The sequence below is a fragment of the Brachybacterium sp. FME24 genome (genome assembly GCF_014897705.1).
Taxonomy (GTDB): domain Bacteria; phylum Actinomycetota; class Actinomycetes; order Actinomycetales; family Dermabacteraceae; genus Brachybacterium.
The window spans coordinates 50,524-76,899 of record NZ_JABUXV010000022.1; the positions used below are offsets into that span (position 1 = coordinate 50,524).

The 26,376-nt window shown below is 67.8% G+C and carries 26 protein-coding genes and 2 pseudogenes; 12 read left to right on the forward strand and 16 right to left on the reverse strand.

Going from position 1 to position 26,376, the window contains the following annotated elements:
- Window positions 1-8 precede the first annotated feature (8 nt).
- From INT51_RS19340 to INT51_RS22775, 7 genes are all read left to right on the forward strand, one after another.
- On the forward strand, window positions 9-2,171 hold the full coding sequence (locus INT51_RS19340; RefSeq protein ID WP_304502261.1) for an alpha-amylase family protein: 2,163 nt from the start codon (window positions 9-11) through the stop codon (window positions 2,169-2,171).
- On the forward strand, window positions 2,168-3,034 hold the full coding sequence (locus INT51_RS19345) for an NAD(P)-dependent oxidoreductase (protein ID WP_193107022.1): 867 nt from the start codon (window positions 2,168-2,170) through the stop codon (window positions 3,032-3,034). The genes INT51_RS19340 and INT51_RS19345 overlap by 4 nt, the downstream gene beginning before the upstream one ends.
- A complete protein-coding gene (locus INT51_RS19350; RefSeq protein ID WP_193107024.1) occupies window positions 3,031-5,118 on the forward strand; it encodes an alpha-amylase family protein in 2,088 nt (695 codons plus the stop codon). The genes INT51_RS19345 and INT51_RS19350 overlap by 4 nt, the downstream gene beginning before the upstream one ends.
- Window positions 5,119-5,314: 196 nt before the next feature.
- Window positions 5,315-6,619: an ABC transporter substrate-binding protein gene (locus INT51_RS19355; protein ID WP_193107026.1), complete on the forward strand. Its 1,305-nt coding sequence runs from the start codon at window positions 5,315-5,317 to the stop codon at window positions 6,617-6,619.
- Window positions 6,616-7,566, forward strand: a complete 951-nt coding sequence (locus INT51_RS19360; protein ID WP_193107027.1) for a carbohydrate ABC transporter permease — start codon at window positions 6,616-6,618, stop codon at window positions 7,564-7,566. Before INT51_RS19355 ends, INT51_RS19360 begins: the two co-directional genes overlap by 4 nt.
- Window position 7,567: 1 nt before the next feature.
- Window positions 7,568-8,476 (forward strand): carbohydrate ABC transporter permease, encoded by a 909-nt coding sequence (locus INT51_RS19365; RefSeq protein WP_193107029.1) that lies wholly within the window; start codon window positions 7,568-7,570, stop codon window positions 8,474-8,476.
- A complete protein-coding gene (locus INT51_RS22775; protein WP_304502262.1) occupies window positions 8,473-9,447 on the forward strand; it encodes a D-2-hydroxyacid dehydrogenase in 975 nt (324 codons plus the stop codon). The genes INT51_RS19365 and INT51_RS22775 overlap by 4 nt, the downstream gene beginning before the upstream one ends.
- A gap of 94 nt (window positions 9,448-9,541) precedes the next feature.
- On the opposite strand, the gene INT51_RS19375 is transcribed toward INT51_RS22775, so the two are convergent.
- From INT51_RS19375 to INT51_RS19405, 7 genes are all read right to left on the reverse strand, one after another.
- Window positions 9,542-9,862 carry an extracellular solute-binding protein gene (locus tag INT51_RS19375; RefSeq protein WP_193107031.1) on the reverse strand — a complete coding sequence of 107 codons (321 nt, stop codon included), beginning with the start codon at window positions 9,860-9,862 and terminating at the stop codon, window positions 9,542-9,544.
- A 449-nt stretch (window positions 9,863-10,311) separates the two neighbouring features.
- A complete protein-coding gene (locus INT51_RS19380) occupies window positions 10,312-12,537 on the reverse strand; it encodes an FAD-dependent oxidoreductase (RefSeq protein ID WP_193107033.1) in 2,226 nt (741 codons plus the stop codon).
- A 78-nt stretch (window positions 12,538-12,615) separates the two neighbouring features.
- On the reverse strand, window positions 12,616-13,503 hold the full coding sequence (locus INT51_RS19385) for a MurR/RpiR family transcriptional regulator (protein WP_193107035.1): 888 nt from the start codon (window positions 13,501-13,503) through the stop codon (window positions 12,616-12,618).
- A 24-nt stretch (window positions 13,504-13,527) separates the two neighbouring features.
- Entirely contained in the window at window positions 13,528-14,913 is a 1,386-nt protein-coding gene (locus INT51_RS19390) for a hypothetical protein (RefSeq protein ID WP_193107037.1), read from the reverse strand.
- An 81-nt stretch (window positions 14,914-14,994) separates the two neighbouring features.
- Window positions 14,995-15,909 (reverse strand): carbohydrate ABC transporter permease, encoded by a 915-nt coding sequence (locus tag INT51_RS19395; RefSeq protein WP_193107043.1) that lies wholly within the window; start codon window positions 15,907-15,909, stop codon window positions 14,995-14,997.
- Window positions 15,902-16,858: a carbohydrate ABC transporter permease gene (locus INT51_RS19400; protein WP_193107045.1), complete on the reverse strand. Its 957-nt coding sequence runs from the start codon at window positions 16,856-16,858 to the stop codon at window positions 15,902-15,904. Before INT51_RS19400 ends, INT51_RS19395 begins: the two co-directional genes overlap by 8 nt.
- A gap of 1 nt (window position 16,859) precedes the next feature.
- Window positions 16,860-18,203, reverse strand: coding sequence for an ABC transporter substrate-binding protein (locus INT51_RS19405; protein WP_193107050.1), 1,344 nt, complete (start codon window positions 18,201-18,203; stop codon window positions 16,860-16,862).
- Window positions 18,204-18,409: 206 nt separating this feature from the next.
- Here INT51_RS19405 and INT51_RS19410 point away from each other — a divergent pair.
- A pseudogene (locus INT51_RS19410) lies at window positions 18,410-18,640 on the forward strand (carbohydrate ABC transporter permease); the annotation flags it as partial.
- Between the two features lie 47 nt (window positions 18,641-18,687).
- Window positions 18,688-18,927, forward strand: a complete 240-nt coding sequence (locus tag INT51_RS19415) for a hypothetical protein (RefSeq protein ID WP_193107051.1) — start codon at window positions 18,688-18,690, stop codon at window positions 18,925-18,927.
- Window positions 18,928-18,988: 61 nt separating this feature from the next.
- Here INT51_RS19415 and INT51_RS19420 read toward each other — a convergent pair whose 3' ends face one another.
- From INT51_RS19420 to INT51_RS19455, 8 genes are all read right to left on the reverse strand, one after another.
- Entirely contained in the window at window positions 18,989-19,624 is a 636-nt protein-coding gene (locus INT51_RS19420; RefSeq protein WP_193107053.1) for a hypothetical protein, read from the reverse strand.
- Window positions 19,625-19,858: 234 nt separating this feature from the next.
- Window positions 19,859-20,566: a MerR family transcriptional regulator gene (locus INT51_RS19425; RefSeq protein ID WP_193107055.1), complete on the reverse strand. Its 708-nt coding sequence runs from the start codon at window positions 20,564-20,566 to the stop codon at window positions 19,859-19,861.
- 16 nt (window positions 20,567-20,582) lie between these two features.
- Window positions 20,583-21,200 carry a stage II sporulation protein M gene (locus tag INT51_RS19430; protein ID WP_193107057.1) on the reverse strand — a complete coding sequence of 206 codons (618 nt, stop codon included), beginning with the start codon at window positions 21,198-21,200 and terminating at the stop codon, window positions 20,583-20,585.
- Window positions 21,201-21,500: 300 nt separating this feature from the next.
- On the reverse strand, window positions 21,501-21,662 hold the full coding sequence (locus tag INT51_RS19435; protein ID WP_193107059.1) for a hypothetical protein: 162 nt from the start codon (window positions 21,660-21,662) through the stop codon (window positions 21,501-21,503).
- Between the two features lie 95 nt (window positions 21,663-21,757).
- Window positions 21,758-21,925, reverse strand: coding sequence for a hypothetical protein (locus INT51_RS19440; protein ID WP_193107061.1), 168 nt, complete (start codon window positions 21,923-21,925; stop codon window positions 21,758-21,760).
- 46 nt (window positions 21,926-21,971) lie between these two features.
- Entirely contained in the window at window positions 21,972-22,463 is a 492-nt protein-coding gene (locus tag INT51_RS19445) for an SRPBCC domain-containing protein (protein ID WP_193107063.1), read from the reverse strand.
- A 1-nt stretch (window position 22,464) separates the two neighbouring features.
- Window positions 22,465-22,869 carry a metalloregulator ArsR/SmtB family transcription factor gene (locus INT51_RS19450; RefSeq protein WP_193107064.1) on the reverse strand — a complete coding sequence of 135 codons (405 nt, stop codon included), beginning with the start codon at window positions 22,867-22,869 and terminating at the stop codon, window positions 22,465-22,467.
- A gap of 80 nt (window positions 22,870-22,949) precedes the next feature.
- Entirely contained in the window at window positions 22,950-24,134 is a 1,185-nt protein-coding gene (locus tag INT51_RS19455; protein WP_226985956.1) for a YafY family protein, read from the reverse strand.
- Between INT51_RS19455 and INT51_RS19460 the strand changes: the two genes are divergently transcribed.
- The 3 genes and pseudogenes from INT51_RS19460 to INT51_RS19470 all read left to right on the forward strand — a co-directional run.
- Window positions 24,040-24,435 (forward strand): RidA family protein, encoded by a 396-nt coding sequence (locus tag INT51_RS19460; protein WP_193107068.1) that lies wholly within the window; start codon window positions 24,040-24,042, stop codon window positions 24,433-24,435. The two genes, INT51_RS19455 and INT51_RS19460, sit on opposite strands and share 95 nt — an antisense overlap.
- A gap of 758 nt (window positions 24,436-25,193) precedes the next feature.
- Window positions 25,194-25,571 (forward strand): PH domain-containing protein, encoded by a 378-nt coding sequence (locus tag INT51_RS22870; protein WP_370540839.1) that lies wholly within the window; start codon window positions 25,194-25,196, stop codon window positions 25,569-25,571.
- A pseudogene (locus INT51_RS19470) lies at window positions 25,532-25,744 on the forward strand (IS110 family transposase); the annotation flags it as partial. The gene INT51_RS22870 and the pseudogene INT51_RS19470, both read left to right, overlap by 40 nt.
- Window positions 25,745-25,762: 18 nt before the next feature.
- Here the strand turns inward: INT51_RS19470 and INT51_RS19475 are convergent.
- Window positions 25,763-26,299, reverse strand: a complete 537-nt coding sequence (locus tag INT51_RS19475) for a TetR/AcrR family transcriptional regulator (RefSeq protein WP_193107072.1) — start codon at window positions 26,297-26,299, stop codon at window positions 25,763-25,765.
- Window positions 26,300-26,376: the final 77 nt, after the last annotated feature.

A 26,376-nucleotide genomic window follows, 5' to 3' on the forward strand; every position in this document is an offset into this window, starting at 1 on the left:
GGAGATCAGTGACGATCGACGACGCCCTGCTGGAGACGACCCCCAGCACCCGCAGCCCGGAATGGTTCCTCAGCGCCACCCGCTGGACCCAGCTCACCTTCACCGAGGACGATCCGCCCGTCCTCGATGTCGACTTCTGGGTCGACGTCATGAAGCGCACCAAGTCCAACGCGCTGTGCCTCAGCGCCGGCGGCTACATGGCCTTCTATCCCACCCAGATCCCGTACCACTACCGCAGCGCCCAGCTCGGGGACCGGGACTCCTTCGGAGAACTCGTCGAACAGGCTCGGCGCCTGGGCATGCACGTCATGGCGCGCGTGGATCCGCACGCCGTCCACGCCGACGCCGCCCAGGCCCACCCCGAATGGCTCGACCACGGCCTCGATGGCAAGCCGGTGGAGCACGAATCCATGCCCGGGCTGTGGTGGACCGACCCCATGAGCACCTCGCACTGGGAGTTCACCACGCAGATCGCCCAGGAGATCGTGCGGGAGTACGACATCGACGCCGTGTTCGCCAACCGGTGGGAGGGACGCCGCCGCGTCAGCTACAACCCCGTCACCCGCGCCGCATTCCAGGCCGACACCGGCCAGGACCTCCCCGTGGAGACCGATCCGAGCGATCCCGCCTGGCCCGCCTTCACCACGTGGCGCCAGCGCCGGCTCAGCGAACTGGTGGTCCACTGGGACGACGCCGTGCGCGCGATCCGCCCGCACGTGCGCTTCATCCCCAACCGCGGCGCGGCCCTGACCCGCGATCTCGACCGGGACCTGGTCGAGGACCGCTACCCGATGTTCTTCGTCGACAAGCAGGGGCGCTCGGGCATCGAACCGTCCTGGACCTCGGGCCGGATCGGCAAACGCGCCCGCGGCCTGTACCCCGATCGGCCCGTTGCCCTCATCACCTCCGTCGGCCCGGAGGACCACGAACTGCGCTGGAAGGACTCCGTCGCCGATCCGCACGAGACTCGGGGCCTCGTCGTGGACGGCTTCGCCCAGGGCGCACTCCCGTGGTTCACCAAGTTCAAGGCCGAACGCTTCGATGACCGCTGGGTCGCCCCCATGGCCGAGGCCTTCCAGCTCCACGCCCGCGTGGACGAGACGACCGGCCACCTGCGCCACACCGCCGAGGTCGCGCTGCTGGACTGCGTGAACCGCGCGGCCGCGACGCCCTTCGGCCACGGCCACGGGGGAGGGGCGCATGAGGACGGCGTCTACCAGGCCCTCGTCGAAGCGCGCATCCCCTTCGAATACATCGCCGAAGAGGCCCTGACCCTCGAGCGCCTCGACGAGGTCCGGGTGCTCGCCATTCCGTCCGGCGCGAACCTCGATCCGGCAACCATCACCACGATCGAGACCTACGTATCTCGCGGCGGCAGCCTCGTCACCGCCTTCGATGCCGGTCTCACCCACAGCAGCGACGGAGAACCCGCCCTCGCCTTCGGTGATCTGCACGGCGTGCGCCTCACCGGTGGCGGGCTGCGCGGCCCGCTGAAGAACAAGTACATGACCCTCGAATCCGGGCATCCGCTGACGGTCGGGTATGACGGCGCGCAGCGCATCCTCGCCGGCGCCCACGTGCTGGACATCGAGGCGCTGCCCGGCGCCGACGTCGCCTTCCGCTTCGTGCCGGACTACCCGGACCTCCCCATGGAGGAGGTCTACCCGCGACCGGGCGAGACCCCGCCGGCCGTCGTGACCCGGACTCACTCCGGCGGTGGGCGCACCGCCTACATCGCCTTCGACATCGGCGAGGTCTACTGGCGGGCCCTGCAATCCGATCACGGCCGCCTCATCGCCGGCGCCGTCACCTGGGCCCTCGGCGACCGGGCAGCGCGCGTGCAGGTCACCGGCAAGGGCCTGGTCGACCTCGCCGTGCGCGAAGGAGAGGGCGAGATCGCGGTGACCGTGGTGAACCTGACCGACCCGATGGCGATGCGCGGCCAGCGCCACGACGCTCTCCCTCTGCACGACCAGGAGGTCACCCTCCGCATCCCCGACGGAGCGCAGCTGCAGAGCGCCGCACTCGTCATCGCCGGCGCCCCCGCCCGCACCGAGGTGCGCGGCCGGCAGCTGCACATCCCGATCGACCGCATCGACGACCTCGAAGTCGTCCACGTGACCTGGACCCCGACCGACACCGCCGCGACACAGCCTGGAGGACAAGCATGAGAATCGGATTCATCGGACTCGGCGTCATGGGTGCGCCCATGGCCCGCAATCTCCTCGCAGCCGGGCACGAGCTGCAGATCCACCGCGTCAAGGACCGCTCGCAGGACCTCGTCGACGCCGGAGCGACGGCGGCACCTTCCGCAGCCGCGGCGGCCACCGGCGCCGACGTCGTGATCCTCATGCTCCCGGACACCCCGGACGTCGAGTCGGTGCTGCTGGGGGAGGGCGGCGTGCTCGACGCGCTGAAGGACGGCGCCCTCGTGATCGACATGAGCTCGATCTCCCCGGTGCGCACCGAGCAGTTCGCCGCAGCCGTCACCGAGGCCGGCGGCCAGTACGTCGACGCCCCGGTCTCCGGCGGGGAGGTCGGCGCGCGGGACGGCGCCCTGACCATCTTCGTCGGGGGAGAGGACGCCGCCGTGGAGCGGGCCATGCCGCTGCTGGAGATCCTCGGCGCCCGCATCACCCACATGGGCGCCGCCGGCGCCGGGCAGGCCACGAAGGTCGTCAACCAGATCATCGTCGCCCTCACCATCGAGGCGGTCGCCGAGGGGCTCGCACTCGCCGAGGCCTCCGGGATCGACCCGGAGCGGGTCCGTGCCGCACTCGACGGCGGATTCGCCAGCTCCCGCATCCTCGAGCTGCACGGCGCGCGCATGGTCGAGCGCGCCTTCGACCCCGGCTTCCGCCTCCGCCTGCACCGCAAGGACCTCCGCCTCGCGCAGGACTCCGCCTCCCATCGCGGCATCGCCCTGCCGGGCACCGAGACCGTCGCCGCGCAGATGGACGAGGCGCTCTCCCGCCAGTGGCAGGACCTCGACCACTCGGCCCTGTTCCGCCTGCTGATCGAGGACACCCGATGACCGCGCATGATCTTCGGTCAGCCCCCGGCGCGGCCGAACCCGACAACTCGGCGCTGAAGCACTGGTGGGATTCCCCGTTCCGCACCTTCCAGACCAACCTCCGGGAGATCGACGCCGGCATGGACGTCCAGGCCGCGCTGGACGCGATCCAGGGCTACGGCGCCGATACCTGGCTGCTGAGCGTGGGCGGCATCATCGCCAACCACCCCAGCCGCCTCGCCTCCCAGACCGTCAACCCGCATCTCGCGCAGCGCCCCTCCGGAGACCTGATCGGGGACGCCACCCGCGCCGCCCACGACCGCGGGATCCGGGTGCTGGCCCGCATGGACTTCTCCAAGATCGACGCCCCCCGCGCCGAGCGGCACCCGGAATGGTGCTTCGTCTCCCCACGCGGCGAACCCCAGATCTACAACGGCTATCGCAGCGTGTGCCCCAGCGGGGACTACTACCAGCGCGAGATGTTCGAGATCGTGGCCGAGGTGCTGGAGAAGTACCCGATCTCCGGGTTCTTCTTCAACTGGATGTCCTTCAACGAGGTCGACTACAGCCGCCAGTACCGGGGCGTCTGCCATTGCGAGGCCTGCCTGCGCGGCTTCGCCCACTTCGCGCCCGAACTGTCCCTCCCGCACGGTCCCGAGGATGCCGGCTACGCACGGTGGAAGGAGTTCTCCGACGGGGTGCTCTCGGATCTGCATCACCGGATGCAGGCGCACGTGCGCCACCTCGCCCCCGACGCCGCGCTCATCCAGGGCGACCGCGCGGACATCACCTTCCACGAAGCGAACAACGCCGTGGGCCGCGACCTCTGGCACCAAGGAACCGCCGATGCTGTCGACGCGGCACGCTCGGAGAACCCCGCCCGGCCGGTCTTCGTCAATGCCGTGGCGTTCGTCGACATGCCCTACCGCTGGGCCGGCGAGGACCCGCGCCACCTGGAGCAGTACGCCGTGCAATCCATCGCCCACGGCGCCCAACCCTCCACCTACATCATGGGCACCCCGGCGCACAGCCCCTTCCCGGCGCTCGAGCGCAGCGGGCGCATCACCCGCTTCCACCGCGACCACCAGCAGGACTACGCCGGGCTCGTCTCCATCGCGCGGACCGCGCTGGTGCGGCCCGCAGGCACCGCCCGCAGCCGCGCCGAATTCGAAGGCTGGCACTCCGCGCTGTCCGAGGCGCACATCCCTGCTGCCACTTTCCATGCCTCGGCACTGGCGACCCTGGACCGAGCCCGCTTCGACCTGGTGATCCTGCCGGATCTGGGTGCCCTGCCCGACCCGGCCGTCCGCACGCTCCGGCGTTTCGTGGCCGACGGCGGCGCGGTCATCGCGACCGGCAGCTCCGCGTGGTCCGGCGGCGTCCATCAGGTCGACCCCGACGGCGACCGGGTGACCCTGAAGGCAGTGTTCGACACCGAGGAGTCGCTGCGTTCCCTGCACCTGGACATCGGCGCCAGCCTCCCCGGCCCCGCGACGGACACAACGGCAGCCGGGCCCCGCGGGCCGGTGCACGTCCCGGCCCTGGGCGAGTTCCGCGTGCTCGGGACCAGTGGTGCTCCGGGAGCCGACGGCGGGCCGACGACGGACTGGCCGGTGCTGGGGCGCGCGCTCTACGGGCCACCGGAGAAGTGCTACGGGAACGAGGACACCGGCCATCCCGGACGCGTCTCCTGGCAGGAACCCACTGGCGGCACGGTCACCGTGCTGCCCTGGCTGCCCGGACAGGCCCTGCGCGAGCTGGGACTGTCCGCCGTCGGCGAGGCACTGTCCGAACTGGTCACCAGCACCGGCGGATCGCACTTGCGATGGGACACCACCCTGCCCCCGCACCTGCGCATCGTCCCCGGGCGCTCCGCGCGCGGGCTGCTCGTCCACCTGCTCAATCGCAGCGGGGAGCGCCCCCAGAGATTCGTGGACCCGATCCCCACCGCCCCAGCAGAGATAGAGATCCCGTGCCCTGCTGAGCCCCGAGAAGTGCACGCCCTGGTCGCCGATCACGCCCTCGAATGGTCCTGGTCCGCAGGGACAGTGCACCTGCGTACGCCGCAGATCGACGTCTTCGAAGCGATCGCCATCCGCTTCTGAGAGACGGGACATCAGCGCGCAGGGAACGTCCGTCCCGCGCGGTCGTCCTCTCGTCGGCCGGAGCGACCACCGGCCCGCCCCATGCATACGAAGATAACAACTAGGCATGTGTTCTTGACAGACAATCTGACAGTAGCGAGGATTGTCAGCGTGGGGCTACGAGGCCCCCGTTCCTTCCAACGACGGGAGTACAGCAATGCGTCACCTGAGCCGACGACGTCTCTTCATGGGTGCCGGAGCAGCAGCCGGGGCCGGCGCCCTGGCAGCCTGCGGCGGTGTGGGAGGAGGAGGCGGTGACTCCGCCAGCAACCTCCGCTACGCCTTCTGGGGCAACAACGTGAGGCAGGAGAACTACCAGGAAGCCTTCGACCTGATGGCGGAGGGGAACGAGGATCTCGCCCTCAAGGTCGAGTTCGCCGAATACTCCGCCTTCCAGGAACGGATGACCACACAGATGGCGGCCGGGAACGTCTCGGACATCTTCTGGATACCCTCCGCGCAGGTCATGACCTACTACTCCAACGGGCTCTACCGTCCGCTGGACGGCGTGGAGAGCCTCGACCTCTCGGACTACGCCGACGCCGACATCCAGGACTTCCTGCTGGACGGCGAGCACAACACCATGCCGTTCGGCGTCTTCGTCCCCGTGATCCGCTACAACGCGACCTTCGTCGAGGAGGACGGCGTGGACTGGCCGGAGTCCTGGGACTGGGACGCCTTCGCGGAGTTCGCCAAGGAGTACACCGCCGAGAGCGAAGACCGCTGGGGCGTGGCGTACGCCGCGGATGCGGACCTGCCCTTCGAGGGCTGGCTGCGCCAGCGCGGAGAGCAGCTGTGGAGCGAGGGCGGCCGCATCGGATACACCCAGGAAGGCCTGGAGAGCTGGATCGCCTGGTGGGAGGACCTGCGCGAAGCGGGAGCCACCCCGACCATCGGCGAGCAGGACGGTGTGGGCGCGAGCTGGGAGGACGTGGGCGACCGCTGCCTGGCCTGGTTCAGCAACTCCAACCACATCGTCGACGACGCGACGATGTTTCCCGACTTCGAGTTCGCGCTCTCCCACCTGCCGGTCGACCCGTCGGCCTCGGACGGTCACCAGTTCCTGTACTTCCCGCGCCAGGCCATCTACGCCGAGGCCAGTGACGCGAACGCCGAGCTCGCCGGAGAGGTCTTCAACTTCACCACCGGTGACGTCGAGATGCTGAAGGTCGTGGGCCTGACCATGGGCGCCCCGGTGAATCCGCGCGTGGCCGAGGAGTACGTCGAATTCGCCTCCCCCGCGGAGACCGCGATGCTCGAGGTGGTCTCCGAGGACCGCGAGGCGGATCGTTCTCCTCGCTTCGAGGCTCCTCCGGGGTCGAGCACCTGGCGCACGGTCATGACGCGCACCCTCGAGGAGGTCACCACGGGCAGCTCCACGATCTCGGAGGCAGCGGCCGCGATGATCGAGGAGATCAACCAGGGCATCGACCGCGCCGCCAGCGGCGAGGAGGACGCATGACGGCCGCCCTCCGCGCGAAGGAGCGACCGCCCGGGTCGCCGTCCGTCGGCCCGTCTCCTCCGCGTCGGCGGGGCCGGCGAAGTCAGGGGCTCGCGGCGCACGCGTTCATGTCGCCGTGGCTGATCGGGCTGGTCCTGGTCACGGCCGCACCGATGCTGGCCTCCCTGTATCTCTCGTTCACCGACTACAACATCATGTCCACCCCGACGTTCGTCGGGTTCGACAACTTCGAGCGGATGGTGGGGGACGAGAGGTTCTGGGCCTCCACTCGCGTGACCTCCCTGTACGTGCTGGTCTCGGTGCCGCTGCAGCTGGTGTTCGCGCTGATGCTCGCGCTGGTCCTGGATCGCGGCCTGCGGGGTCTGTCCATCTACCGCAGTGCCTACTACCTGCCGTCGCTGCTGGGTACCAGCGTGGCGGTGGCGGTGCTCTGGAAGCAGATCTTCGGGCACGACGGACTGGTCAATCAGGCACTCGCCCTGATCGGCATTCAAGGCACCAACTGGTTGCAGAACCCGGACAGCGCCCTGTGGACTTTGATCATCCTGAACGTGTGGACCTTCGGGTCACCGATGGTGATCTTCCTGGCCGGCCTGCGACAGATCCCGGAAGAGCTGTACGAGGCGGCGAGGGTCGATGGAGCATCGCAGATCCGCATGTTCCGCCACATCACGATCCCGCTGCTCACGCCGATCGTGTTCTTCAACCTGATCCTGCAGACCATCGGGTCGTTCCAGGCCTTCACGCAGGCCCACGTGATCAGCGGCGGCACCGGCGGCCCCGTGGATTCGACGCTCTTCTACACCTTGTACATCTACCAGCAGGCGTTCGTGAACTTCGACATGGGATACGCCTCCGCCCTGGCCTGGGTGCTGCTGCTCGCCATCGCCGTGATCACCGCCCTGCACTTCACCCTGTCCAAGTACTGGGTGTTCTACGGAGACTGATATGTCGACATCCACTCTCGACTCGCCACCTGTCGTCGACGGGCCCACCCGCCCGCGCGGCCCCTCACGCTCGATGCGCCGTGCCAAGGTGCGCGGGGCGATCCTGCGGCACGGAGGGCTGATCCTCTTCGGGCTGTTCATGCTCTATCCGCTGATCTGGATGGCAGTCAGCGCGTTCAAGCCCTCTCATCTGGTGCTCACCGATCCCAGCATCATCCCCACCGAGCTCACGCTCGAGAACTTCGTCAACGGATGGGTGGTGGGCGGCTTCCCCTTCTGGGTGTTCTTCGGGAACTCGCTCGTGATCGCGATCAGCGCGATCCTCGGCAACCTCATCTCCTGCTCGCTCACCGCCTACGCGCTGGCGCGGCTCGAGTTCCGGGCACGCAACGTCTACTTCGCGATCGTGCTGGTCACGGTGATGCTCCCGATGCACGCGGTGGTCATCCCGCAGTACATCGTGTTCTCGAACCTGGGACTGGTGAACACCTTCATCCCGCTGATCCTGCCGAAGTTCCTGGCCACGGACGCGTTCTTCATCTTCCTCATGGTCCAGTTCATCCGCGGGATCCCCCGGCAGCTCGACGAAGCCGCCTCGATCGACGGCGCCGGCCCGTTCCGGGTGTTCTGGAGCATCATCCTGCCGCTGATGAAGCCGGCGCTGATCACCACCGCGATCTTCACGTTCATCTGGACCTGGAACGACTTCTTCGGCCAACTGATCTACCTCACCGACTCCTCGGTGTTCACCGTGCCGATCGCCCTGAACGCGCTGGTCGATTCTGAGTCCAACCAGGGCACCGGAACGCTCATGGCCATGTCGGTGCTGTCGCTGATCCCGCTGCTGCTGTTCTTCGCCTTCGCGCAGAAGCACCTGATCCGCGGCATCGCGACGACGGGATTGAAGTGAGTCCCGCCTCGGCTGGAGGCAGTGCTGCGGACGGCGGTGAGCCGGCGCTGATCGGCGTGACCGGCAGTGCTCGTGCGGACCTCGACGCGGTGCGCGAGATCGCCGGGGCCGGCTCCGTCGTGGATCTCGACGAGGCCGAGGGCGCCCCGGACATCACCGCCCTCGTCGGTGCCTCGCCCGAGGACGATCTCCGTCGCTTCCCGTCCCTCCGGTGGGTGCACAGCACTGCGGCGGGGGTGGACGTCTGGCTGACCTCGAGCATGCTGCCGGACCACGTCACGCTGACCTCCGCCGCCGGCAACGGTGCGATCCCGCTCGCCGAGCACGCGCTCATGCTGATGCTCATGCTCAGCCGGGACGCCCCACGCTGGGCGCGGGCACAGCAGCGCCACGACTGGGAGCGCCGCACCCATGGCGAGCTCGCCGGCGCGCAGCTCGGCATCATCGGCTACGGCAACAGCGGCAAGGACCTCGCCCGCAAGGCGCTCGCCTGCCACATGGACGTCCAGGCACTGCGCCGGCAGGGCAGTGGAAAGCGCGACGGCGCGGTGCAGATGCTCTACGGGGACGAGGGGCTGCGCGACCTGCTGCGCTCGAGCGACATGATCGTGGTGACCTCGCCGCTAACCGTCCAGACTGCAGGCATGATCGGCTCTGACGAGATCGCCCTGATGAGACCCGGCTCGGCACTCATCGTCGTCTCCCGCGGGGGCATTGTCGATGAGGCCGCACTCGTGGCCGCCCTGCACTCGGGCCACCTCGGCGGAGCCGGGATCGACGCCCACGCGACGGAGCCCCTCCCGGCTAGCAGTCCGCTGTGGGATGCCCCGGGAGCCATCGTCACCCCACACAACGCGGCGACCACGCCCGGAACCGTGCAGCGCGGTCGCGCGATCATGCTCGACAACGTCAGCCGGTGGGTGCGCGGGAACGGGTTGCGGAACGTGGTGGATCGCGCGGCGGGGTATTGACCTCGCGGGTGAGGGGTTGCCGTATCTCTTGGCCCCATCCCCGGGGGCTTCTGTACCGATAGGAGACTTCCGCACGATCAGGTCAAGATGTCACCTATCCGCGCGGCAGTCCCGCCTCATCCATCTGTATGAGGTCCGGAGGGGTGCCACCCGCTACCTGTGTGGCGAGACGATCCCAGTAGCTTGTCCACTCCCCGGCTTGGGGGCTCATCGCGACATCGGGGTGGGTCTCGACGTAAGAATCGATCGCTTCCTGGGTGAGCTCGTTGCGCAACGCGTTTCCCCACCAGGTGACTGCGAGTCCGGAATCCTCGGTGGGACCTGCGCTCGGGCCACACGCGCTGAGGGAGCCGAGCGCCGCAGCACTGGTCGCTGCGGCGAGGCCGGCACGGAGCATCGTTCTTCTGCTGGTCATGAGGTTCCTCTGGTGTCGTCCGTCATTGGATGAAGTACCGTCGAACCCGATCGCTGGACCGGACTGGAGCATGGGAGAACTCACAGACAACCCTAGCCTGAAACGACTCAATAAGGGAGGGTTGTCGGGAAATCGCCTCCGCTGGCGCCGGACCGCATCGTCGGCTCCCGTACCCCCTGTGACAACTTCGGCGGTGCCAGAGTGCCCTCGCCCACCGTAGATTCGAAGGGACTGGGGTGCTTTCATGGTCTTCCTGCGGGACGGATTGCTTGGATCCCAACCCCTCGCGTGGTCCCGGGCGCGCTACTTCATTTTTACGCCGTGACCGCAACGCCATGACCTGCGATGTCTAGCGTGCTCGCCGCTCGATGATCTCTTTGGTGCTCGCGTCGTACTGGTAGTCGATGATCTCGCCGGAGATGATCATGTTGATGGCCTGGGTGCAGTCCTCACGCAGCGATCGCCCGGAATGCCACGAGTCGTGCCTCCTTCGCCGCATCGGTTCCCTGGATGACCAATCGCAGGCCCTGCACGGGCAGTTCACCGAGATCGGCGACCCACCGCCGCTGCCGATTCCCGTCGATCCGGGCCACTTCGCGCCAGCTCCCCTCCATATGTACCTCCACGCGCGCGTCCCGCACCAGCGTCGGCATCACCTCGGCCTCCGTCCGGTGGTGGTGGAGGTTGATGAGGTCCTCGTTCACGTCGTCGTCGAAGAGGACCTCGACGCTGCCGACCTGCACCGGCTCCGCCCACGACAGCTCGATCCACGGCTGGGGGTCCTCACCGGTCGGCCCGGAGATCCACATGTTCGGCCCGCCGTACGGTCGCGCATAGCCGCCCCGCACCTGCTCGGGACGGAATGCGGTAGTCGGCGCACTCGCACGGAAGCAGATGCCGCTGCCATGCAGGTTCTCCTTCCAGGCGCGCCACTGCTCGGTGTACCGCTCGTCCTCGGGCATGACGCGGTGGATCATCGTCACCGTGCCGGGCTCGGCCCCGGCTCCCTGGTGCACGGACAGGTCGGGGTTCGCGCGCAGGATCAGGAAGCCGTTCTGCGCCGTCGCCGGCTCCCAGGCCAGCGGCAGGTGCACCCACGAACGTCCCGGCTCCACCGCCACGCTCACCTCCGCGATCTGCTCCGCCGGCAGGTAGTTCTGCGGCGCGGAGGTGGCATGCAGGGATGCTCGCAGCTCGTTCGCCGCGGCCGCGTTCACCAGCACGTCGATCCCGTCCAGTCGCGGATCCACCGGCAGCACCAACCCCAGGTCGTCCACCAGCGGCACCAGTCCTGTGCTCCGCGTGGACGCGAGCGTCGTCTTCGTGGAGGAGGCCCGCACCTCAGCTTGCAAGGCGAGGTCTGCCGGGTCGTCGTTCTCCACACCCAGCACCGACGCGTCGGCGCGCACCATGGCTCGGCGCACCGCGGTCACGTGCTCGCTCGCCAGTGCGGAAGGTGACACGTCCAGCTGCTGCGTGAGGGCGGCCCCGATCCCGGCGGCCTCGCCGAGCAGGGCGCAGGTCGCCATCACCCGAGTGGACCCGAAGGCGACATGGCTCGCGCTGATGTTCCGCCCGGCCATCCACATGTTCGTGACGTTCTTCGAGAACAGCATGCGCAGCGGCAGGTGGTAGTTCCCGTCGGGGTGCCAGTGCTTCGACCCCGGTTCGGTGGCGTACACACCGCCGGAAGGATGGAGGTCGATGGACCACCCGCCGAAGGCGATGCGGTCCTCGAACTCGGCCTGCTCCAGGACGTCCTGCTGGGTGAGCACGTACTCACTCGTGAAGCGGCGGTACTCGCGCTTGCCCGGCACGGAGCCGACCCACTCGAGGGTGAGGTTCTCGGCGTCGAACTTGCCGGAGTTCTTGATGTGATCCCACATGCCGTAGCAGACGGCCTGGAGCTCGTCGCGGATCCGTTCGTTGGCGTCCACCACGTCCAGCTCACCGCCCCATTCGATCCACCAGAAGGCGCAACCCTTCATGTCCTGGCGGATCACGCGGTGCTCCGGGATCCCGGCGGCGGCGATGTCGGCGGCGAACCCCGGCTTCACGAACTTCGAGGGCTCGCCGATGTCCTTGGAGTAGAAAAGGATCGTGCTGCCCAGCATGTTCTGGTCCGGCACCTCCGGCGCCCAGGACTCCCCGAACTGCGAGCGGGGCTCCCGGCCGGTCATGTACTCCGCGCCGGCGAGATGGCCGACCAACCCGTCTCCCGTGCAGTCGATGAACGTCGGCGCCTCGAGCGTGATGCGTCGTTCGGAGCCGCTCATCCAGCCGGTCACGCCGCGGATCACACGGGCATCCTCGGGCCCGTCGGCATCGACCTCCGTGATGTCGGTGTTCAGCAGCAGGGTGATGTTCTCCTCCGCCTGCACCTTCTCCAGCAGCAGCAGGTCCCAGTAGTACGGGTTCCCCTCGGGGTTGCGGAACTGGTTCTCCACGAACAGCTCGCCCATGATGCCGGTCTCTCGGGCGAACAGGTGGATGCCGTGGGCGGTCGCGCCGCACACCCACACCCGCACCTCGCTCGAGGAGTTCCCGCCTAGCACGGGGCGGTTCTGGGCGAGCACCACCTGCCTGCCCTGACGGGCGGCGCCGATCGCGGCGCATATACCGGCCAGGCCTCCGCCCAGCACGGCAATATCGGTACGGATCGTCTCTTCGATCACGAGGATGGTCCTTTACAGCAGGTGGGTCCGAAGTTGTCCAGCGGTCGGTCGGGCCGGACGAGCGGTTCGGGCCGGTGTTCAGCCGCGACCGCCGAGCATGCCGTCGTCGAAGTAGCGCATCGAATTGTCTGCCGAGCGGTACTGGGCTACTAGCACCCACAGCAAGCTGGTCACGAGAGTGTCGCTGGCGCGGCCCGAGTAGTAGTGCGTCCACACCTCGCCGTTGCGAATCCCGGAGTACACGCTGATCTCGGCGCCGTGATCCACCGGGGAGCCCGGCATGCCGTGCACCGCCACCGTGGTGGCGCCCCTCGCACTCGCCTCGCGCAACAGACGCGCGGTGACGTCGTCCTCCCCTGAACGGTTCAGCACCACCACCACGTCCTGCTCGGTGAGCGTGTTGCACACTGCATGCAGCGTCACGGGGCCCGAGTCCAAGAACCAGGCGGCCACCCCGATGCGCTGAAGGCGCAAGTGCAGCTCGCGCAGCGCCACCGAGTCGCCCCATTCCCCGTACAGATGCACCCGCTCGGCGCCCGCGATCACCCGCGCCGCTTGCTCCACGCGCACCACGTCGATCCCGGAGACGGCGTCGCGCAGGGCGCGTGCGGCGGTGCCGGCGAGGATGTCGAGGACGTCGGCTGCGGGATCCTCCAGCGAGATCGCCCCGCCGATGTCCCGCTCCCAGCCGGACTGGGCGTTACGGCCGTTCTCCAGCGCGATCGCGCTGCGCAGCTCCGGGAAGCCCGAGTACCCCAGGCGCGGCGCGAGTCGGGAGACCGTCGCGGCGTTCGTGCCCGCTCGTCCGGCGAGCGCCGTGATGCTCGTGGACCCAGCGGCGAGAGGATCCTCGAGGATCTCTTCCGCCACCCGTTGCAGGGTGGGGGTCAGGTCCGCGAGCGCGTCGCGCAGGGTCTGCAGCACGGGACGGGAGGCGGCAGGAGTCTCGGGGGTTTCAGGGGTCATGATCTCTCTCAGGAGTTGAACAGCTCAGGTGTAGAACAGCTGGGCCGAGGCGGTGGTGTCAGTGTCGGCCACCACCCTGACCCAGTGGGCGCTGAAACCGCTGGGGAACACGTGGGTGGCCAAGCACCCGGGCTCCACGGTGAGGCGCTGGCTGCGCCGGAAGTGCCCGTCGCCGTGGATGTCCACCTCGAGATCGAAGGTCACGGAGGTCTCCCCGTGGTTTTCCAGGTGAAGGCACTTGTTGTCGAACCCGGTCATCAAGTACGGGTCCGACGGCTCGCCCGCATGCACCTCCTCGCGCCACCAGGGGCCGCCCCACCCGGACGGCTTGCCGAAACCCCACAGGTCGTCGGTCTTGCCGAACCAGAGCCCCGACTGCGGCTCCGCGGTGGTGACGTTCTTGCCGCCGCTGGGAGAGGCGTTATCCGCCCCGAGCACCAGCATGCCCTTCCAGGAGCAGAAGTCGCCGAGCACCCACAGGTGGGTGGAGATCGGTCGCAGCCCCCAGATCCGGCCGCCGTACGCCCAGGGGGAGAGCTCATAGAACATGCCGTGATGGTCTACGAGCAGACGCTCGTGCTCGGTCTCGCGGATACGGGGCCATTCCGTCTGCCACTTGTGGTCGAAGGTGTGCGAGGCTTTCGGGAGGCGGTAGCGGGTCCAGCGATCGTCCCGCGCGGTGTACACCTCGAGGATCGCGGAGGCCGCATCCCAGCCGGCGGCGAAGATGGTGTCCGTGAAGTCTCCGCGTCCGCCGATCGCGGTGAAGGGCTTGTGCTCGATGATCCGCCAGCTCGTGCCGTCGAACTCTGCGAGTCGGCCCCGGCTCTGCGTCCCGGCCCAGTCGTCCTCGCCGTACTCGTTCGAGCAGACGACGAGACGACCGTGTGCGCTGTAGCAATCCTTGTAATGGACCTTCCACTCGCCTTCGGTGGCGAGCTCATCGTTCAGATCCCAGAGGAGCACGACCTGCCGGGTGGTGAGCTCCAGCTCGAAGACCAGACCCTCCATGGTCAGCACGTAGACGTGGGTCTTCGGCCGCGTCAGGTGTCGGGCGGTGCCGCACAGCCGGTGCTGCGCGAGCTCGTCGACCGTGTGCACGGTGTGATCCGGTTCGATCACGTGCGGGCCGATCACCAGAGAGCCGGTCTCGAAATGCACGAGCCGGTTCGTGAAGGTGCCGTCCACTCCGATCGCTTCGGGAACCTTCTCCATGGAGAAGTCCTCCTCGACGCGGCGCAGGCTCACCCCGGTGCCGGTCTCGGCTCGGTGGGAGTTGTAGTTCTGGACGTATAGGGCGCCGTTGTACGGCATCAGAGCGCCGACGCCGAGCTCGGTGCGCGGTGGCCCGAAGCCTCCGATCTGGGCGAGCGAGGGGGCGACACCGGACACGGTGGAGAGGGGCGACATCTTGGTGTTCTCCTGGAGGGGGTGGGGCGGGACGTGTTGGGGCGGAAGGCGACGGGATTGGGGGGCGTTACTTTGGGGGCGTCACTTTAGAGCGCTCTCGGTCATCGCCTGCACGAAGCGGCGCTGGAAGATCAGGAAGACCACGAGGATCGGGATGATCGAGATGACGGCTGCGGCCATCGCGATCCCCGGGGCCATGGCGCCTGTCTCATCGGTGAAGTTCGTCAGCGCGAGCGGAAGTGTGAAGGTCTCGGGGCTGGAGAGGAACACCAGCGGCGACTCGTAGTCGTTCCACGACCAGACGAAGGTGAGGATCGCCAGCGCACTGATCATCGGCAGAGCGTTGGGGAGGTAGACCCGGAAGAATATTTGGAACTCGTTCGCGCCGTCGAGCCTCGCAGCCTCCGCGAACTCGCCAGGTTGGCTCACGAAGAACTGCCGCATGAGGAACGTGCCCAGCACGGTGAACATCCCCGGCAGGATCAGCGCCCACAGGGAGTCGTACAGACCCAACTGCTGGAAATACACGAAGCGAGGCACGAGCAGCAGCTGCGCTGGGATCAGAGAGGTGGCGAGGTACACGATGAACACGACGTTCCTCCCGCGGAACCGGAGCTTCGCGAAGGCATACCCGGCCAGCGTCGCCGTGGCCAGCTCACCGAGCACTCGCAGCAGCGCCACGAGCACGGAGTTCCCGAACGCTGGGAGGATCGAGCGTTCGCCGAACAGCACTTCGGTGTAGTTCTCCCAGCGAAAGTCGTTCGGGATCCATTGCATCGGTACCGTGAACGCCTCCACATCGGGCTTCAGGGAGGTGGAGATCATCCAGGCGAACGGCAGCAGGAACAACAGGGCCAGGATCCACAGCGGGATGCCCCAGCCCCAGCGGCGAAGACGACGTCGGCGACGATGCAGGGCATCGCGGGCGGCAGCGCTCGTCCGCGATTCGACCTGCTGGGTCGAGGAGTCGCGGGTGGGGTGCAGGGTGTCAGTCATGGAGGGCCCTCCCTCGCTGGAGGCGCCACATGACGAGCATCAGCGCGAAGATTCCGAGGAACGTCACCAGACCCACTGCCGAGGCATAGCCGAAGCGGTAGAACTGGAAGCTGGTCTGGTACATGTAGAACGACAGCGTGGTGGTCGAGGAGCCGGGGCCACCGTTCGTGATCAGTGCGATCATCCCGAAGCTCTGTGAGATCCCGACGAACAGCGTAATCAGCAGGAACACTGAGGTCGGCAATAGTGACGGCCAGGTGATCGCGCGGAACATCCGCCAGCGCCCGGCCCCGTCGATCCGTGCCGCCTCGTAGAGCTGTTCGGGGGCGTCCTGCAGGGCGGAGAGGTAGATCAGGCACGCGTACCCGGCTTGGGCCCAGATCGTTACGAGGATCAACGCCGGCAGCGCCCAGCGGGAGCTTGCGAACCAGCCGGGCAGAGACTCCGCACCGAAGTTCCCTAGGAACTGGTTCAGCAGGCCGGCCGACGGGTCCAACAGCATCATCCAGGTCATCCCGATCGCTACGACGTTTACGATGTACGGGATGAAGAAGCAGGCGCGCAGCAGGGCCCGACCTGGCACGTCGCGGTTCAGTGCCGTTGCGAGGAGCAGTCCTACGACCAGGGTCAGCGGCACGGCCACCCCGGCGTAGACCACGGTGATCAGCAGGCTGCGCCAGAACTTCGGATCCTGGAGCACGAAGAGGAAGTTGTCGATCCCGACGAACTCGATCCCTTCGAGGCCGGAGACCAGGTTCCACTTGGTGAAGGACAGCAGCACCACAGACACCAGCGGCACGAACGTGAACAGCAGGACTCCGAGCAGGTTGGGGGCGATGAACAGCCAGCCGACCAGAGGCTTCGGGTCCGACGGCGCGCGGCCGGTACGGCGTGTTCGGTTAGCGGTGGAAGGACCGGAAGCGGGCGGGGTGGTGGTAGCGGTTGTCATCTCAGTCCTCCCTGAAACGCTGGATGAGCGCGTCTGCATCGGCATGGATCGTGTCGATCGCCCGCTGCGGGGAGCGCTCGAGCAGCCAGCAGACGTCCCGCTGCTGCTCGTAGGCCTGGGTGATCTCGGCGACCGCGGTGAGGTCGGTGTCAGCGAGCAGTTTGGGGTCGTTCTCGAACAGGGTGCGACGGAAGGACTCCACGTCGAAGTAGGTCTCCATGTTCTCGCCGAGGATCGCCTCGAGGAGGATCTCGTGATCGACGTTGTCGAGGGTGGGGATCTTGCCGCCTGGAGCCATGTCGGCGGCGCCGTCCAGGAGCCAGAACTTCACGAACTCCTGGGCGAGCTCTTGCTTGGGGCTCTTGGCATTGATCTGGACATGGTTGCCGTAGACGCCGCTGTTCCAGTCAGCACCGTCGATCGTGGGCATGGGAGCGCAGGCAGTGAGGAAGTCGTGCGGGTACTGCTCGGAGTCGTTGAGGAACCGAAGGCTGAATGGGGCGGTGCCCCAGATCGCGAAATCGCCAGCGATGAAGTTGTTCTGCTGGTAGGCCTCGATCTGCCGGGCGAGCACCTGCGACCAGGGGAAGACCTCGCCATCGCGGATCATCTGGGCCGTGAGCTCGAAGTGGCGGAGGAAGGCCGGATCCTCGAAATTTGACCCCTCTCCCGCGTACCAGTAGTTCGGGCCGAGCGCGATCCGGGGGAGGTCCGGCAGCTTGTAGGTCCCGTAATGGCCGTTGGCGGTGAGGCTGCGCACCGCCTCCAGGTACTCCTCGAGCTCCCAGGCAGAGGGCAGTTCGATGCCGGCTTCGTCCCGCAGGGACTCGTTGAACAGTAGGAAGTTCGGCTCTTTCGTGGTGGCCAGCGCAGTGATCGTCTCGCCGTCGAACAGCGCCTTCGGCTCGGTTGTATCGAGGAACGGCTCGAGCTTGGGAGTGGAACGCACCAGGTCTCCCAGATCTGCTGCCATGCCGGAATGCGAGCGCATGGCAAGGCTCGAGGAGTCGTAAGTGAAGAAGACGTCGATGTCGACTCCGCCTTGGAGAGCGGTGTTGACCTTGAGATTCCCGCGATCGTCGTTGACGAAACGGGTGTAGACCACCTTTTGATCGGGGTGTTCCTCCATGAAATGGTCCACGAGCGCTTGCGGGCCGTTCTCCGGAGGGACCCCTCCCCAGACTTGGAGCGTGTCGAGATCCTTCGAAGTGTCCTGCGAGGCGCAGCCGGCGAGGGCAGTCGCGGCCGTGGCGCCGACGAAACCGGCTAGGGAGCGGCGGGTGATGGGAGAGTCGAGGGAAACTGGCCGGCGACGTCTCGGTGGGGGAGTGGAACGGCTCTGCATATGCGGTCCTCCGACGCTTCGTTGCGTACAGGGTGAACGTGGCGTGGTGCATAAGATTTACAGAGCCGCGCCGAGTCGTCAAGGATTTTTGAGAAAAATATGCAGACACAGGGTCGGGCAACGGTTCGTCCACCACCCCACTTCGAGGTCGGCCAGGACGGGATGCAGCGTGGGGGCAGGGTGCGCGGACTCGCCCCGACACGCAGGACGATGCATCGCAGTTGCGCATGTTCCGCCACATCACGATTCCGCTGCTCACGCCGATCGTGTTCTTCAACCTGATCCTGCAGACCATCGGGTCGTTCCAGGTCTTCACGCAGGCCCACGTGATCAGCGGCGGCACCGGCGGTCCGGTGGATTCGACGCTCTTCTACACCTTGTACATCTACCAGCAGGCGTTCGTGAACTTCGACATGGGATACGCCTCCGCCCTGGCCTGAGTGCCGCTGCTGAAGGGAGTCCCGCCTCGACACGAGGCAGCGCTGTGGACGGCAGTGAGCCGACGCTGATCGGCGTGGCCGGCAGCGCCCGTGCGGACCTCGACGCGGCGCGCGAGATCGCCGGGACCGGCTCCGTCGTGGATCTCGACGAGGCCGAGGGCGCCCCGGACATCACCGCCCTCGACGGAGCCTCGCCCGCGGACGACGTCCGTCGCTTCCCGTCCCTCCGGTGGGTGCGGGGCGAGGAGCTGCGGAACGTGGTGGATCGGGTAGCGGGGTACTGAGCGTTCTCGGCGCGTTCGTGTGTGCACCGCCGGGGCGCACTGGTGGGGCCAGCTCCACGATCTACGGCTGAAGTGTGCGCTGGGCGATCAGTTCGGTGAGGGCCCCACGCACTGGCGCAGCAGCCTCCTCTCCAGCGAGTACAGCGCCCAGGGTGGTGTCGACGACATCGTCGTAGATCGAGAGGCGAGCGAGCCGGACCAGTCCGGCCGCTGCATGCGCATCTCGGATCGCGTCGTAGACGGCACGCTGTTTTGCACGCGGAGAGCCCGGCCCATCGAAGTCGCCTCGTGTACCGGCAGTGCCGAACTGCCGCTCCGTGGACGGGTTCGTCCAGAACCCGCCATAGCCCGCTGCCAACTGCTCGTGGGTGCGACAGTGACTCAGGTATGCATTTCGCCATGGCATGTCCGAGGCCCAGTTCAACGCTAGCGATGCAGCGCGGTAGCGAGTGAAGTGCTGCTGCTCATCGAGTTCTACGAGCGTGCCGTCCGCGAGCTGCAGATCCCAACCTGCAGGCATCAGGCGGGGTTCCTGCTGGACGCCACCGAGCTCGCGATACAGCGTCAGGATCGACGCGGAGAGGTCGCCCGGAAGCGCAGCGATCGTGGGCCGTGTCCACTTCGCCTTACTCGCCCCGAGTCCCTCGGAGCTGAGCGCTGCGGCGAGTGCCGCTTCGCGCCCGCCGCTTCTCACCATTCCCAGATCATGGCAGAGCCCGCCTCGAGGCGGAAGGTCGTGAGATCTGCGCAGGCCAGTGCTCGTCCCTCCCGCCCCTCGGACACCTCAACAAGGAAAGTCCGAGGCTGCTGGCGGCTCTGAAGATTCCCCCGGCGGATCCAGTTCACGGTCGCGACCTCGCACGTCCCCGTAGCCATCCCGGCGGCATCGATTACGGGGCACAGGATGTTTGTGCCACGGGGTGCTGGCCGTTCACGCAGTCAGGATCTCTTCGATCCGCTGCAGCACCCGCAACTGCGCGGGATGGAACAGCTCGAGGACCGCGTGGGCGAAAACCAGGCGGGCCTGCTCCTCGCCGATCGGTGACCCGACGGCAGGATCGTCAAGCTGCGGCCGCTCCCGTCGGGCGGCGGCGACCGTCGGGGCGATCCGCTGGGCGAGAGCCTCGATCGTCGCCTCATCGGCGGTCTCGGGAAGGTTCTCGAAGTCGGCGTCCACGTCGTTGCCCACCAGCAGCGCCTGCCGGAACTCCTCGAGCATCGGCGGGGCCATCACGCCCGCGAACAGTGTGAGCAGGGACCGCTGCCGCTCGGTGAGCTTCTGGGACAGGTCCTCGAAGCCGCTCGGCGTATCGGCCCTCGCCCGGTGCTCGCGCAGCGCGGCGATCTCGACCCGGGCACGGGCGAGTCGGCGCATCGAGGCCTTCAGCTCCGCATCGACCTCGTCGAGGGCGACGGCGTCGTCGTCCCCACGAAGGAGCGTCGCGATCTGCGACAGCGAGATCCCGCGGTCGGCGAGTCGACGGATCTGCAGCAGCCGCGCCAGGTGCGCCGCGGTGTACTGCTTGTAGCCGTTGGAGAGGCGGCCCGGCTCGTCGAGGAGGCCCAGCCGGTGGTAGTGCCGCACAGTGGGGACGGTGGTGTCGGCGAGGCGTGCCAACTCGCTGGTGCTCCAGGTCATCGGGGCGAGCCGCCGTTCATGGTCGCAGGAGGACGGGGACGAGGTACCTCAGGGTGACCGCCTCGTAGAGCGCACCGATCACCAGCAGTGCCAGGGCGGCCAGGGTCAGCCATCCCAGCTGCCGGAGCCCCTGCAGGTACCCGCGGCGGTGCGTGCGCTCGCCGATCCGAGACGGGGTGATCCAGGCGCGGCCCAGCAGGTACACCCCGAGCACCAGCAGAATGTATGCCTGGAACTCGATGATAACGGTGAGGGAGTGGGGGATCAGCACGATCCAGGTGGCGTCGTCGGTGGGCGCGAGGGTTACCCCGATCACCACCGCCCGGTAGCCGAACACCGCGATCCCTGCGAAGGGGATCACGAGCGAGGGCAGCACGATCGAGAACAGGCCGACGGTGATCGTGTTGACACCGAGGATCGTGACCGCGAACAGCCAGACGTTCGCCAGCAGGCTGCCCACGAGATCGGCGGTGCCGTCCTCCTCGAGGGCCGTCGCACGCCCTGCGGCGAGCTCGGGGACCGCGAGGCCGAGGGCGAAGCCGGCCAGGAACAGGCCGTACATCACGACGTTCACGAGGACGAACGCTCGCCGGTGGGAGCGGATGATCTGCAGCGGTCTGCGGACGAGGGTCATAGGTGTCTCCTGAGCGCGGGACGTGCACTGTGCACGCCGATGTGCTCGATCCCAGACCCTGCTCCAGGAGCAGGGTCAAGCCTCCGGACCGGGACGGCCGCCTCGGTCACACGGCGCTCATGCTCGCTCGGACCGCCGCGAGGACCGGAGCGCATCGACGGCCGCTGCGACGGCGCACATCACGAGCCTGCCATCAGTCTCCTCGGCGGTTCTGCACACCTCGTGGAGGGCGCGCAGTCAGGCCCGCCAGGCCGTGCTCTCCGAGGAGACAGCGTGCTCGCCGGCTGCGGCGAGCGCCTCCTAGGAGGAGCGGATGCATCCGGCATCGAGCTGTCGCGGCGCAGAGGAGTCGATGGCACGGGAGATGTCGGCGCCAACGGCGTCGTGGCCGAGGGCGTCGGGGTCGATGCCGCGGGCGAGCTGCTCGGCGTGGCCGCGGGCGTCAAGGGGTTCCCAGCTCATGCGATTCCTCTTGGAGATGGTTCGCGATCGACGAGGTAGCTAGGGATGTTCTCGACCCGTTGCGGCGGCAGTCCGGGTCTCCGCGCGGTGTCTGTTCAGCTGATGCGGACGGGCGCGGACCTCACGGTCGTGCGGTCGTAGCCCTCGAGCGCTGCCGTCACCTCGACGGTGATATCCGAGCCCTTCCACCGACCGGTGAGACGGAACTGCTCCGAGGTTGCGCCCTCGATGGCAGTGCCGTCGGCGCGCCACTGGACGCTCAACCGCGGCGTCGGGCGCCAGAGTGCGCCGCATCGGAGCCCAACGGTGTCACCCCGCGACGGTGAGTGCCGTCCCGAGCGCATCGAGGAGGCCGTCGGTCCCCATCTCGCGGCCGGCGGCGGCCTCCGGGCCAGGGCCGTGCACGCCGTCGAGATGGACTCCCTGCTCCGTGAAGGTGAGGCGGGTGGCCGGGCCCTCGGGGGTGTCGACGGCCTCGAGCGCGATGGTGGTGAGCGAGGTCGAGGCGTGGGCGTCGTCCAGCCACATGTCGTAGCTGTAGACGATCCGCTCGTGCTCGACCAGGTCGGTATAGGTGGCGCGGAAGCGGGACATCGGGCCGTCCTCGCTCGGGCGGCCGTCGTCGATCCAGGTGCCGCCGACGCGGAAGTCGTCGCCGCGCGTGACGTCGACGAACTCGCTGCCGCCGAACCACTGCGCCTTGATCTCCGGGTCGGCGAAGGCCGCCCACACGCGGTCCGCCGGGACCGGGTACTCGCGCTCGAGGACGAAGGTGGCGTGGGTCTGGGTGTGCTGGGACATGTCAATCCTCCGGGGTCGGGTTCTGATCGGTTCGGGTCGGTGGGGTGGGGGTCGGCATCACAGGTTCGTGCTGGACGAGGTAGTCGCCCAGACGGTCCAGGCGGTGCTCCTGCGGGCGACGGTGGGCCACGATCCAGGCGTTCGCCGGGACCGTCCCATCGGGCACCAGCTGGAAGGTGCGGACCCGTCCCACCTTCTCGGAGCAGACGATCTGCGCCTCCTCCAGCACCTGCAGGTGTCGGACCACCGTGGGCAGCGCCATGCCGAAAGGTTCGGCGAGCTCGCTTACGGAGGACGGTCCTCGGGTCAGGCGGGCGACCATCGCCCGGCGGGTGCGGTCGGCCAGTGCATGGAACTTCCGGTCGAGGTCTGCCTCAGGGTCGTAGCCGGGCAGATACTTAGTCATGTGACTAAGTAGTGGTCTGCGGGGTGGTGCTGTCAAGGGGGCTGGCTGGACTGGCCGGACACGTTAGTCGGTACGAATGGTCAGGATCGATAACGTGCCGTCAATGCTTCGGCACGCACGTACAACGCAGAGCGCACGGATTCTGGCGCGAGTACTTCGGCGTCCGTATCGAGCCGCCACACCGCCCACACCGCGTGGCGCAGGTCTTCGAAGGTCACGTCGAGGCGGATCCAATCATCCGGCTCCGGTTCCTCGGCCCGGACAGCTCTGGCATTCTCCAGCAGTTCCTCACGACGTGACGTCTTGATGCGGACGACGACGGGGGTGTGGTTCTCGGAGAGGAACTGTGTGGTGCGCTCGGCCCAGATGCGGTCGAGATCGACCTGGGCGGGGCGTTGCGCCGGTTCGGGGAGCGCTTCGGCGTTGAGCATCCGAGACAGGCGGTAGGTCCGATCGTCTCCGGACCTCGTCGCCAGCAGGTAGGTGTGCCCGCGGACGGTGACCAGTCCCATCGGATCGACGGTTCGACGACTCGGTGCTTTACCGGGTGCCGCGTAATTGAATCGCAGCCGGCGGCCTGTGAGCACCGCGGTTCGGACCTCGCTCATGACGCCGTCGGCCAGGTCTTCGGTGGGGGCGCGGCGAGAGAGCAGGTCGGTCTCCGGCTCCACGAGGAACCGTTTGGCCGCATCGCCGAGACTCATCTGGTGCCCCTCGGGCAGCGCGTCGACGACCTTGCGCATCGCCGAGGCTAGTGGTGCGCTGAGGCCGAAGACCTTCTCGCCGCGGTCTGATCCGGCGGTGAGCAGCGCGAGTGCCTCGTCATGGTTCAGCCCGATCAGTTCGGTGCGGAAGCGAGGAAGAAGCGAGTAGCCGCCGTGTCGACCACGGTCGGCGTAAACGGGGACGCCCGCGGTCGAGAGGGCGTCGATGTCGCGCAGCACGGTGCGCGTGGACACTTCGAGCTCACTGGCCAGCTGGTCGGCGGTCATTCGGCCTCGCTGGCGCAACAGCAGCACCAGCGAGACCAGTCGGTCTGCTCGCATGCTTCCATCTTTACCAGAACACACGCCACAAGGTGTCGTGATTCGTCGGGAGGCTAGTAGTGCAGCGTCGAAGACGGCGACCAGAGGGCGGCCGGGCGCTGCGGAACGAATGAACGGAGCAGCAATGGAACGCACGGCAGTAAATCCGGTGACGTGGTCGCAGGAGATGGGCTTCAGCCAGGGCGAAGTCATCTCAGGGGAGACGCGGACGCTGTACATCTCGGGACAGACAGCTATGAGCAAGGATGGTCGGCCCGAGCACGACGGGGACGTCGAGGCCCAGCTCGCGCTGGCCGTGGCGAACCTCGAGGCCGTGCTCGCCGAGGCCGGCATGTCGCTGGCGAACCTGGTCCGACTCAACGTCTACACCACCGATGTGGACGCGATGTTCCCGCACTACGGCGTGCTCGCCGGGAAGCTCGGGGCGGCAGGAGTCGCCCCGACTACCACGATGCTCGGCGTCACCCGCCTGGCGATCCCCGGCCAGATGGTCGAGCTCGAAGGAACCGCCGTCGCATAAGGCTTCCCCTCTTCGCAACTCATCTCGGACGGCCAGCAGGGTAACCCTGCTGGCCGTCCGACAGCCCTAAGGAGTCCCATGTCCCACGCAAATGCCACTCTGACTCCCCGTCATCGCCTCAAAGTCTCTTGCCTGGTCGTAGATGAGAGACGGCTGGGAGCTCGTGATGCTCCGTCCGTCAGGTCCGCATTCCACCTACCCGCGCATCGCACCCCCCTCCTACGATGACGGCCATGCCACACGGAACGAGCCATGCCCGGCAGAGCCTCGCCCGGGCGTTGTCCACCACGACGATCCACCGTCGGCTGCTCCTGCCCGAGGACCTCGCCGACCACCTGCTGGCGCCCGATGATGATGTGCTCCTTGCGCTGCCCGGCATCCCCGACAACAGGCCACGCATCATCCTGGTCACGCGCGAGGAGGTGATCCTCGGCCGCTGGAACGCCGAGGGACGGGCGCCGAAGGACGTCACGCGCAAGCGCGCGATCCCCGCCCGCGACGTGCGCGGAGCCTCGTTCCGCCCCGGCATGTACTTGGACGTCGAGATCGATGTGCGCTCTGCACGGGACCTGGCGATCGAGCCGTGCACGGCCGAGGACGGGATCCGATTCGCGCACGGGCTCCAGTCCCTGGCCGAGACCGGTCAGATCCCGGAACCGATGGCGCCCGCGGAAGTGGTCTACGCCCTGCACGCGTGGGGAGAGTACTCCCCCGACTCTCCGGAGACCCGGGTGCGGGCCGCGTGGGACCGGGCCCTCATGGGCACCGCGGCGCTGTGGAACTGCGAGGAAGTCCATTCGGGACCAGCGCTCGGCTGGCTCCAGCCCGGGGAGCACACGCTGCTGGTCCTCCTCGGTCAGACTGGGATCAGCACCGAGTACCTCGCGGTCACCGACCGCAGGATCTTCCGCGGCAGCGCCCCGGGGCGGCGTACGAAGGAGCGGCCCCCGACGGACGTGCGCGAAGCGGTGTACGACGAAGGGCGCTTCAAGGACGTGGTGAGGGTTCAGATGCATGACGGCTCCTCCCTGACGCTCGACGCCATCAATCCGCACGAGGGTCGGGAGTTCGTCGACGCCCTGAACACCCTGATCGCCACCGGCACGCTCCCGCCGGAGCTGCTGCCGTTCCGCTGAGGCCCCGCACGGGGGACCACCCCTCCCGGAGAGGAAACAAGGTCCTCAAGCGCACTCTGTTCCTCTCCGCGTTCGCTGCGCTGAGAGCCCTGGTCTCCAGGGTCGACTACGACCGCAAACGAGCCGAGAAGAAGCGACACAACCAAGCCCTCATCGCCCTCGCCAGGCGCCGATCGGCGTCGGCGTCGCGCTCAGACCTGCGTGATCTCCACCAGCGCCGCCGTGAACGGTGCCGGATCGAGATCGCCGCGAATCGCGAGCTGCTGTGTGTAGCCGTGGCACAGCGCGACGAAGGCCTCGGCGATCTGCTGCCCCTGGGCTGGTGGGCGGCCGGGCAGGAGCGCGGCCACGGCGGTGCGCAGCTCCTCGACCTGATGCTCGACGAGGGTGGCGAGCTGCGGGGAGATGGCCGCTTCGGCGTAGATCTGGGCGATCAGTCGGGCATGGCCCTCCTCGCGCGCCATGCGGCGGGTCCGTTGGAGGAAGGCGTCGATGGTCTCGGCGGTCAGAGTCTCCGGGAGCGCCCCGCTCGACTGCTCGCAGATCGCCACGATGATCTCGTCCTTGCCCCGGAAGTACCGGTAGATCGCTCCGGTGGAGAGCCCCGAGGCATCGACCAGATCGGTCATGGAGGTGCGGGCGAAACCGTGCGTCGCGAAGAGGGCGCGGGCGGCGTCGATGATCTGCTGACGACGCGCCTCGAGATGGGCTTGGCTGACCTTAGGCAAAAGAGAATGACCGTTCGTTTTTAGTGGTAGTGTCCGTGACAGTACAGCACGCCACCGCCTTCGAGGAGGCTTCACAT

Bases quoted from the DNA above. Each gene is read 5' to 3' on its own strand.
- INT51_RS19345 (WP_193107022.1), top strand. From the start codon at position 2,168: ATGAGAATCGGATTCATCGGACTCGGCGTCATGGGTGCGCCCATGGCC.
- INT51_RS19350 (WP_193107024.1), top strand. From the start codon at position 3,031: ATGACCGCGCATGATCTTCGGTCAGCCCCCGGCGCGGCCGAACCCGAC.
- INT51_RS19355 (WP_193107026.1), top strand. From the start codon at position 5,315: ATGCGTCACCTGAGCCGACGACGTCTCTTCATGGGTGCCGGAGCAGCA.
- INT51_RS19360 (WP_193107027.1), top strand. From the start codon at position 6,616: ATGACGGCCGCCCTCCGCGCGAAGGAGCGACCGCCCGGGTCGCCGTCC.
- INT51_RS19365 (WP_193107029.1), top strand. From the start codon at position 7,568: ATGTCGACATCCACTCTCGACTCGCCACCTGTCGTCGACGGGCCCACC.
- INT51_RS19375 (WP_193107031.1), bottom strand. From the start codon at position 9,862: ATGACCAGCAGAAGAACGATGCTCCGTGCCGGCCTCGCCGCAGCGACC.
- INT51_RS19385 (WP_193107035.1), bottom strand. From the start codon at position 13,503: ATGACCCCTGAAACCCCCGAGACTCCTGCCGCCTCCCGTCCCGTGCTG.
- INT51_RS19390 (WP_193107037.1), bottom strand. From the start codon at position 14,913: ATGTCGCCCCTCTCCACCGTGTCCGGTGTCGCCCCCTCGCTCGCCCAG.
- INT51_RS19395 (WP_193107043.1), bottom strand. From the start codon at position 15,909: ATGACTGACACCCTGCACCCCACCCGCGACTCCTCGACCCAGCAGGTC.
- INT51_RS19400 (WP_193107045.1), bottom strand. From the start codon at position 16,858: ATGACAACCGCTACCACCACCCCGCCCGCTTCCGGTCCTTCCACCGCT.
- INT51_RS19405 (WP_193107050.1), bottom strand. From the start codon at position 18,203: ATGCAGAGCCGTTCCACTCCCCCACCGAGACGTCGCCGGCCAGTTTCC.
- INT51_RS19420 (WP_193107053.1), bottom strand. From the start codon at position 19,624: ATGGTGAGAAGCGGCGGGCGCGAAGCGGCACTCGCCGCAGCGCTCAGC.
- INT51_RS19425 (WP_193107055.1), bottom strand. From the start codon at position 20,566: ATGACCTGGAGCACCAGCGAGTTGGCACGCCTCGCCGACACCACCGTC.
- INT51_RS19430 (WP_193107057.1), bottom strand. From the start codon at position 21,200: ATGACCCTCGTCCGCAGACCGCTGCAGATCATCCGCTCCCACCGGCGA.
- INT51_RS19435 (WP_193107059.1), bottom strand. From the start codon at position 21,662: ATGAGCTGGGAACCCCTTGACGCCCGCGGCCACGCCGAGCAGCTCGCC.
- INT51_RS19445 (WP_193107063.1), bottom strand. From the start codon at position 22,463: ATGTCCCAGCACACCCAGACCCACGCCACCTTCGTCCTCGAGCGCGAG.
- INT51_RS19450 (WP_193107064.1), bottom strand. From the start codon at position 22,869: ATGACTAAGTATCTGCCCGGCTACGACCCTGAGGCAGACCTCGACCGG.
- INT51_RS19460 (WP_193107068.1), top strand. From the start codon at position 24,040: ATGGAACGCACGGCAGTAAATCCGGTGACGTGGTCGCAGGAGATGGGC.
- INT51_RS19455 (WP_226985956.1), bottom strand. From the start codon at position 24,134: ATGTACAGCGTCCGCGTCTCCCCTGAGATGACTTCGCCCTGGCTGAAG.
- INT51_RS22870 (WP_370540839.1), top strand. From the start codon at position 25,194: ATGGGCACCGCGGCGCTGTGGAACTGCGAGGAAGTCCATTCGGGACCA.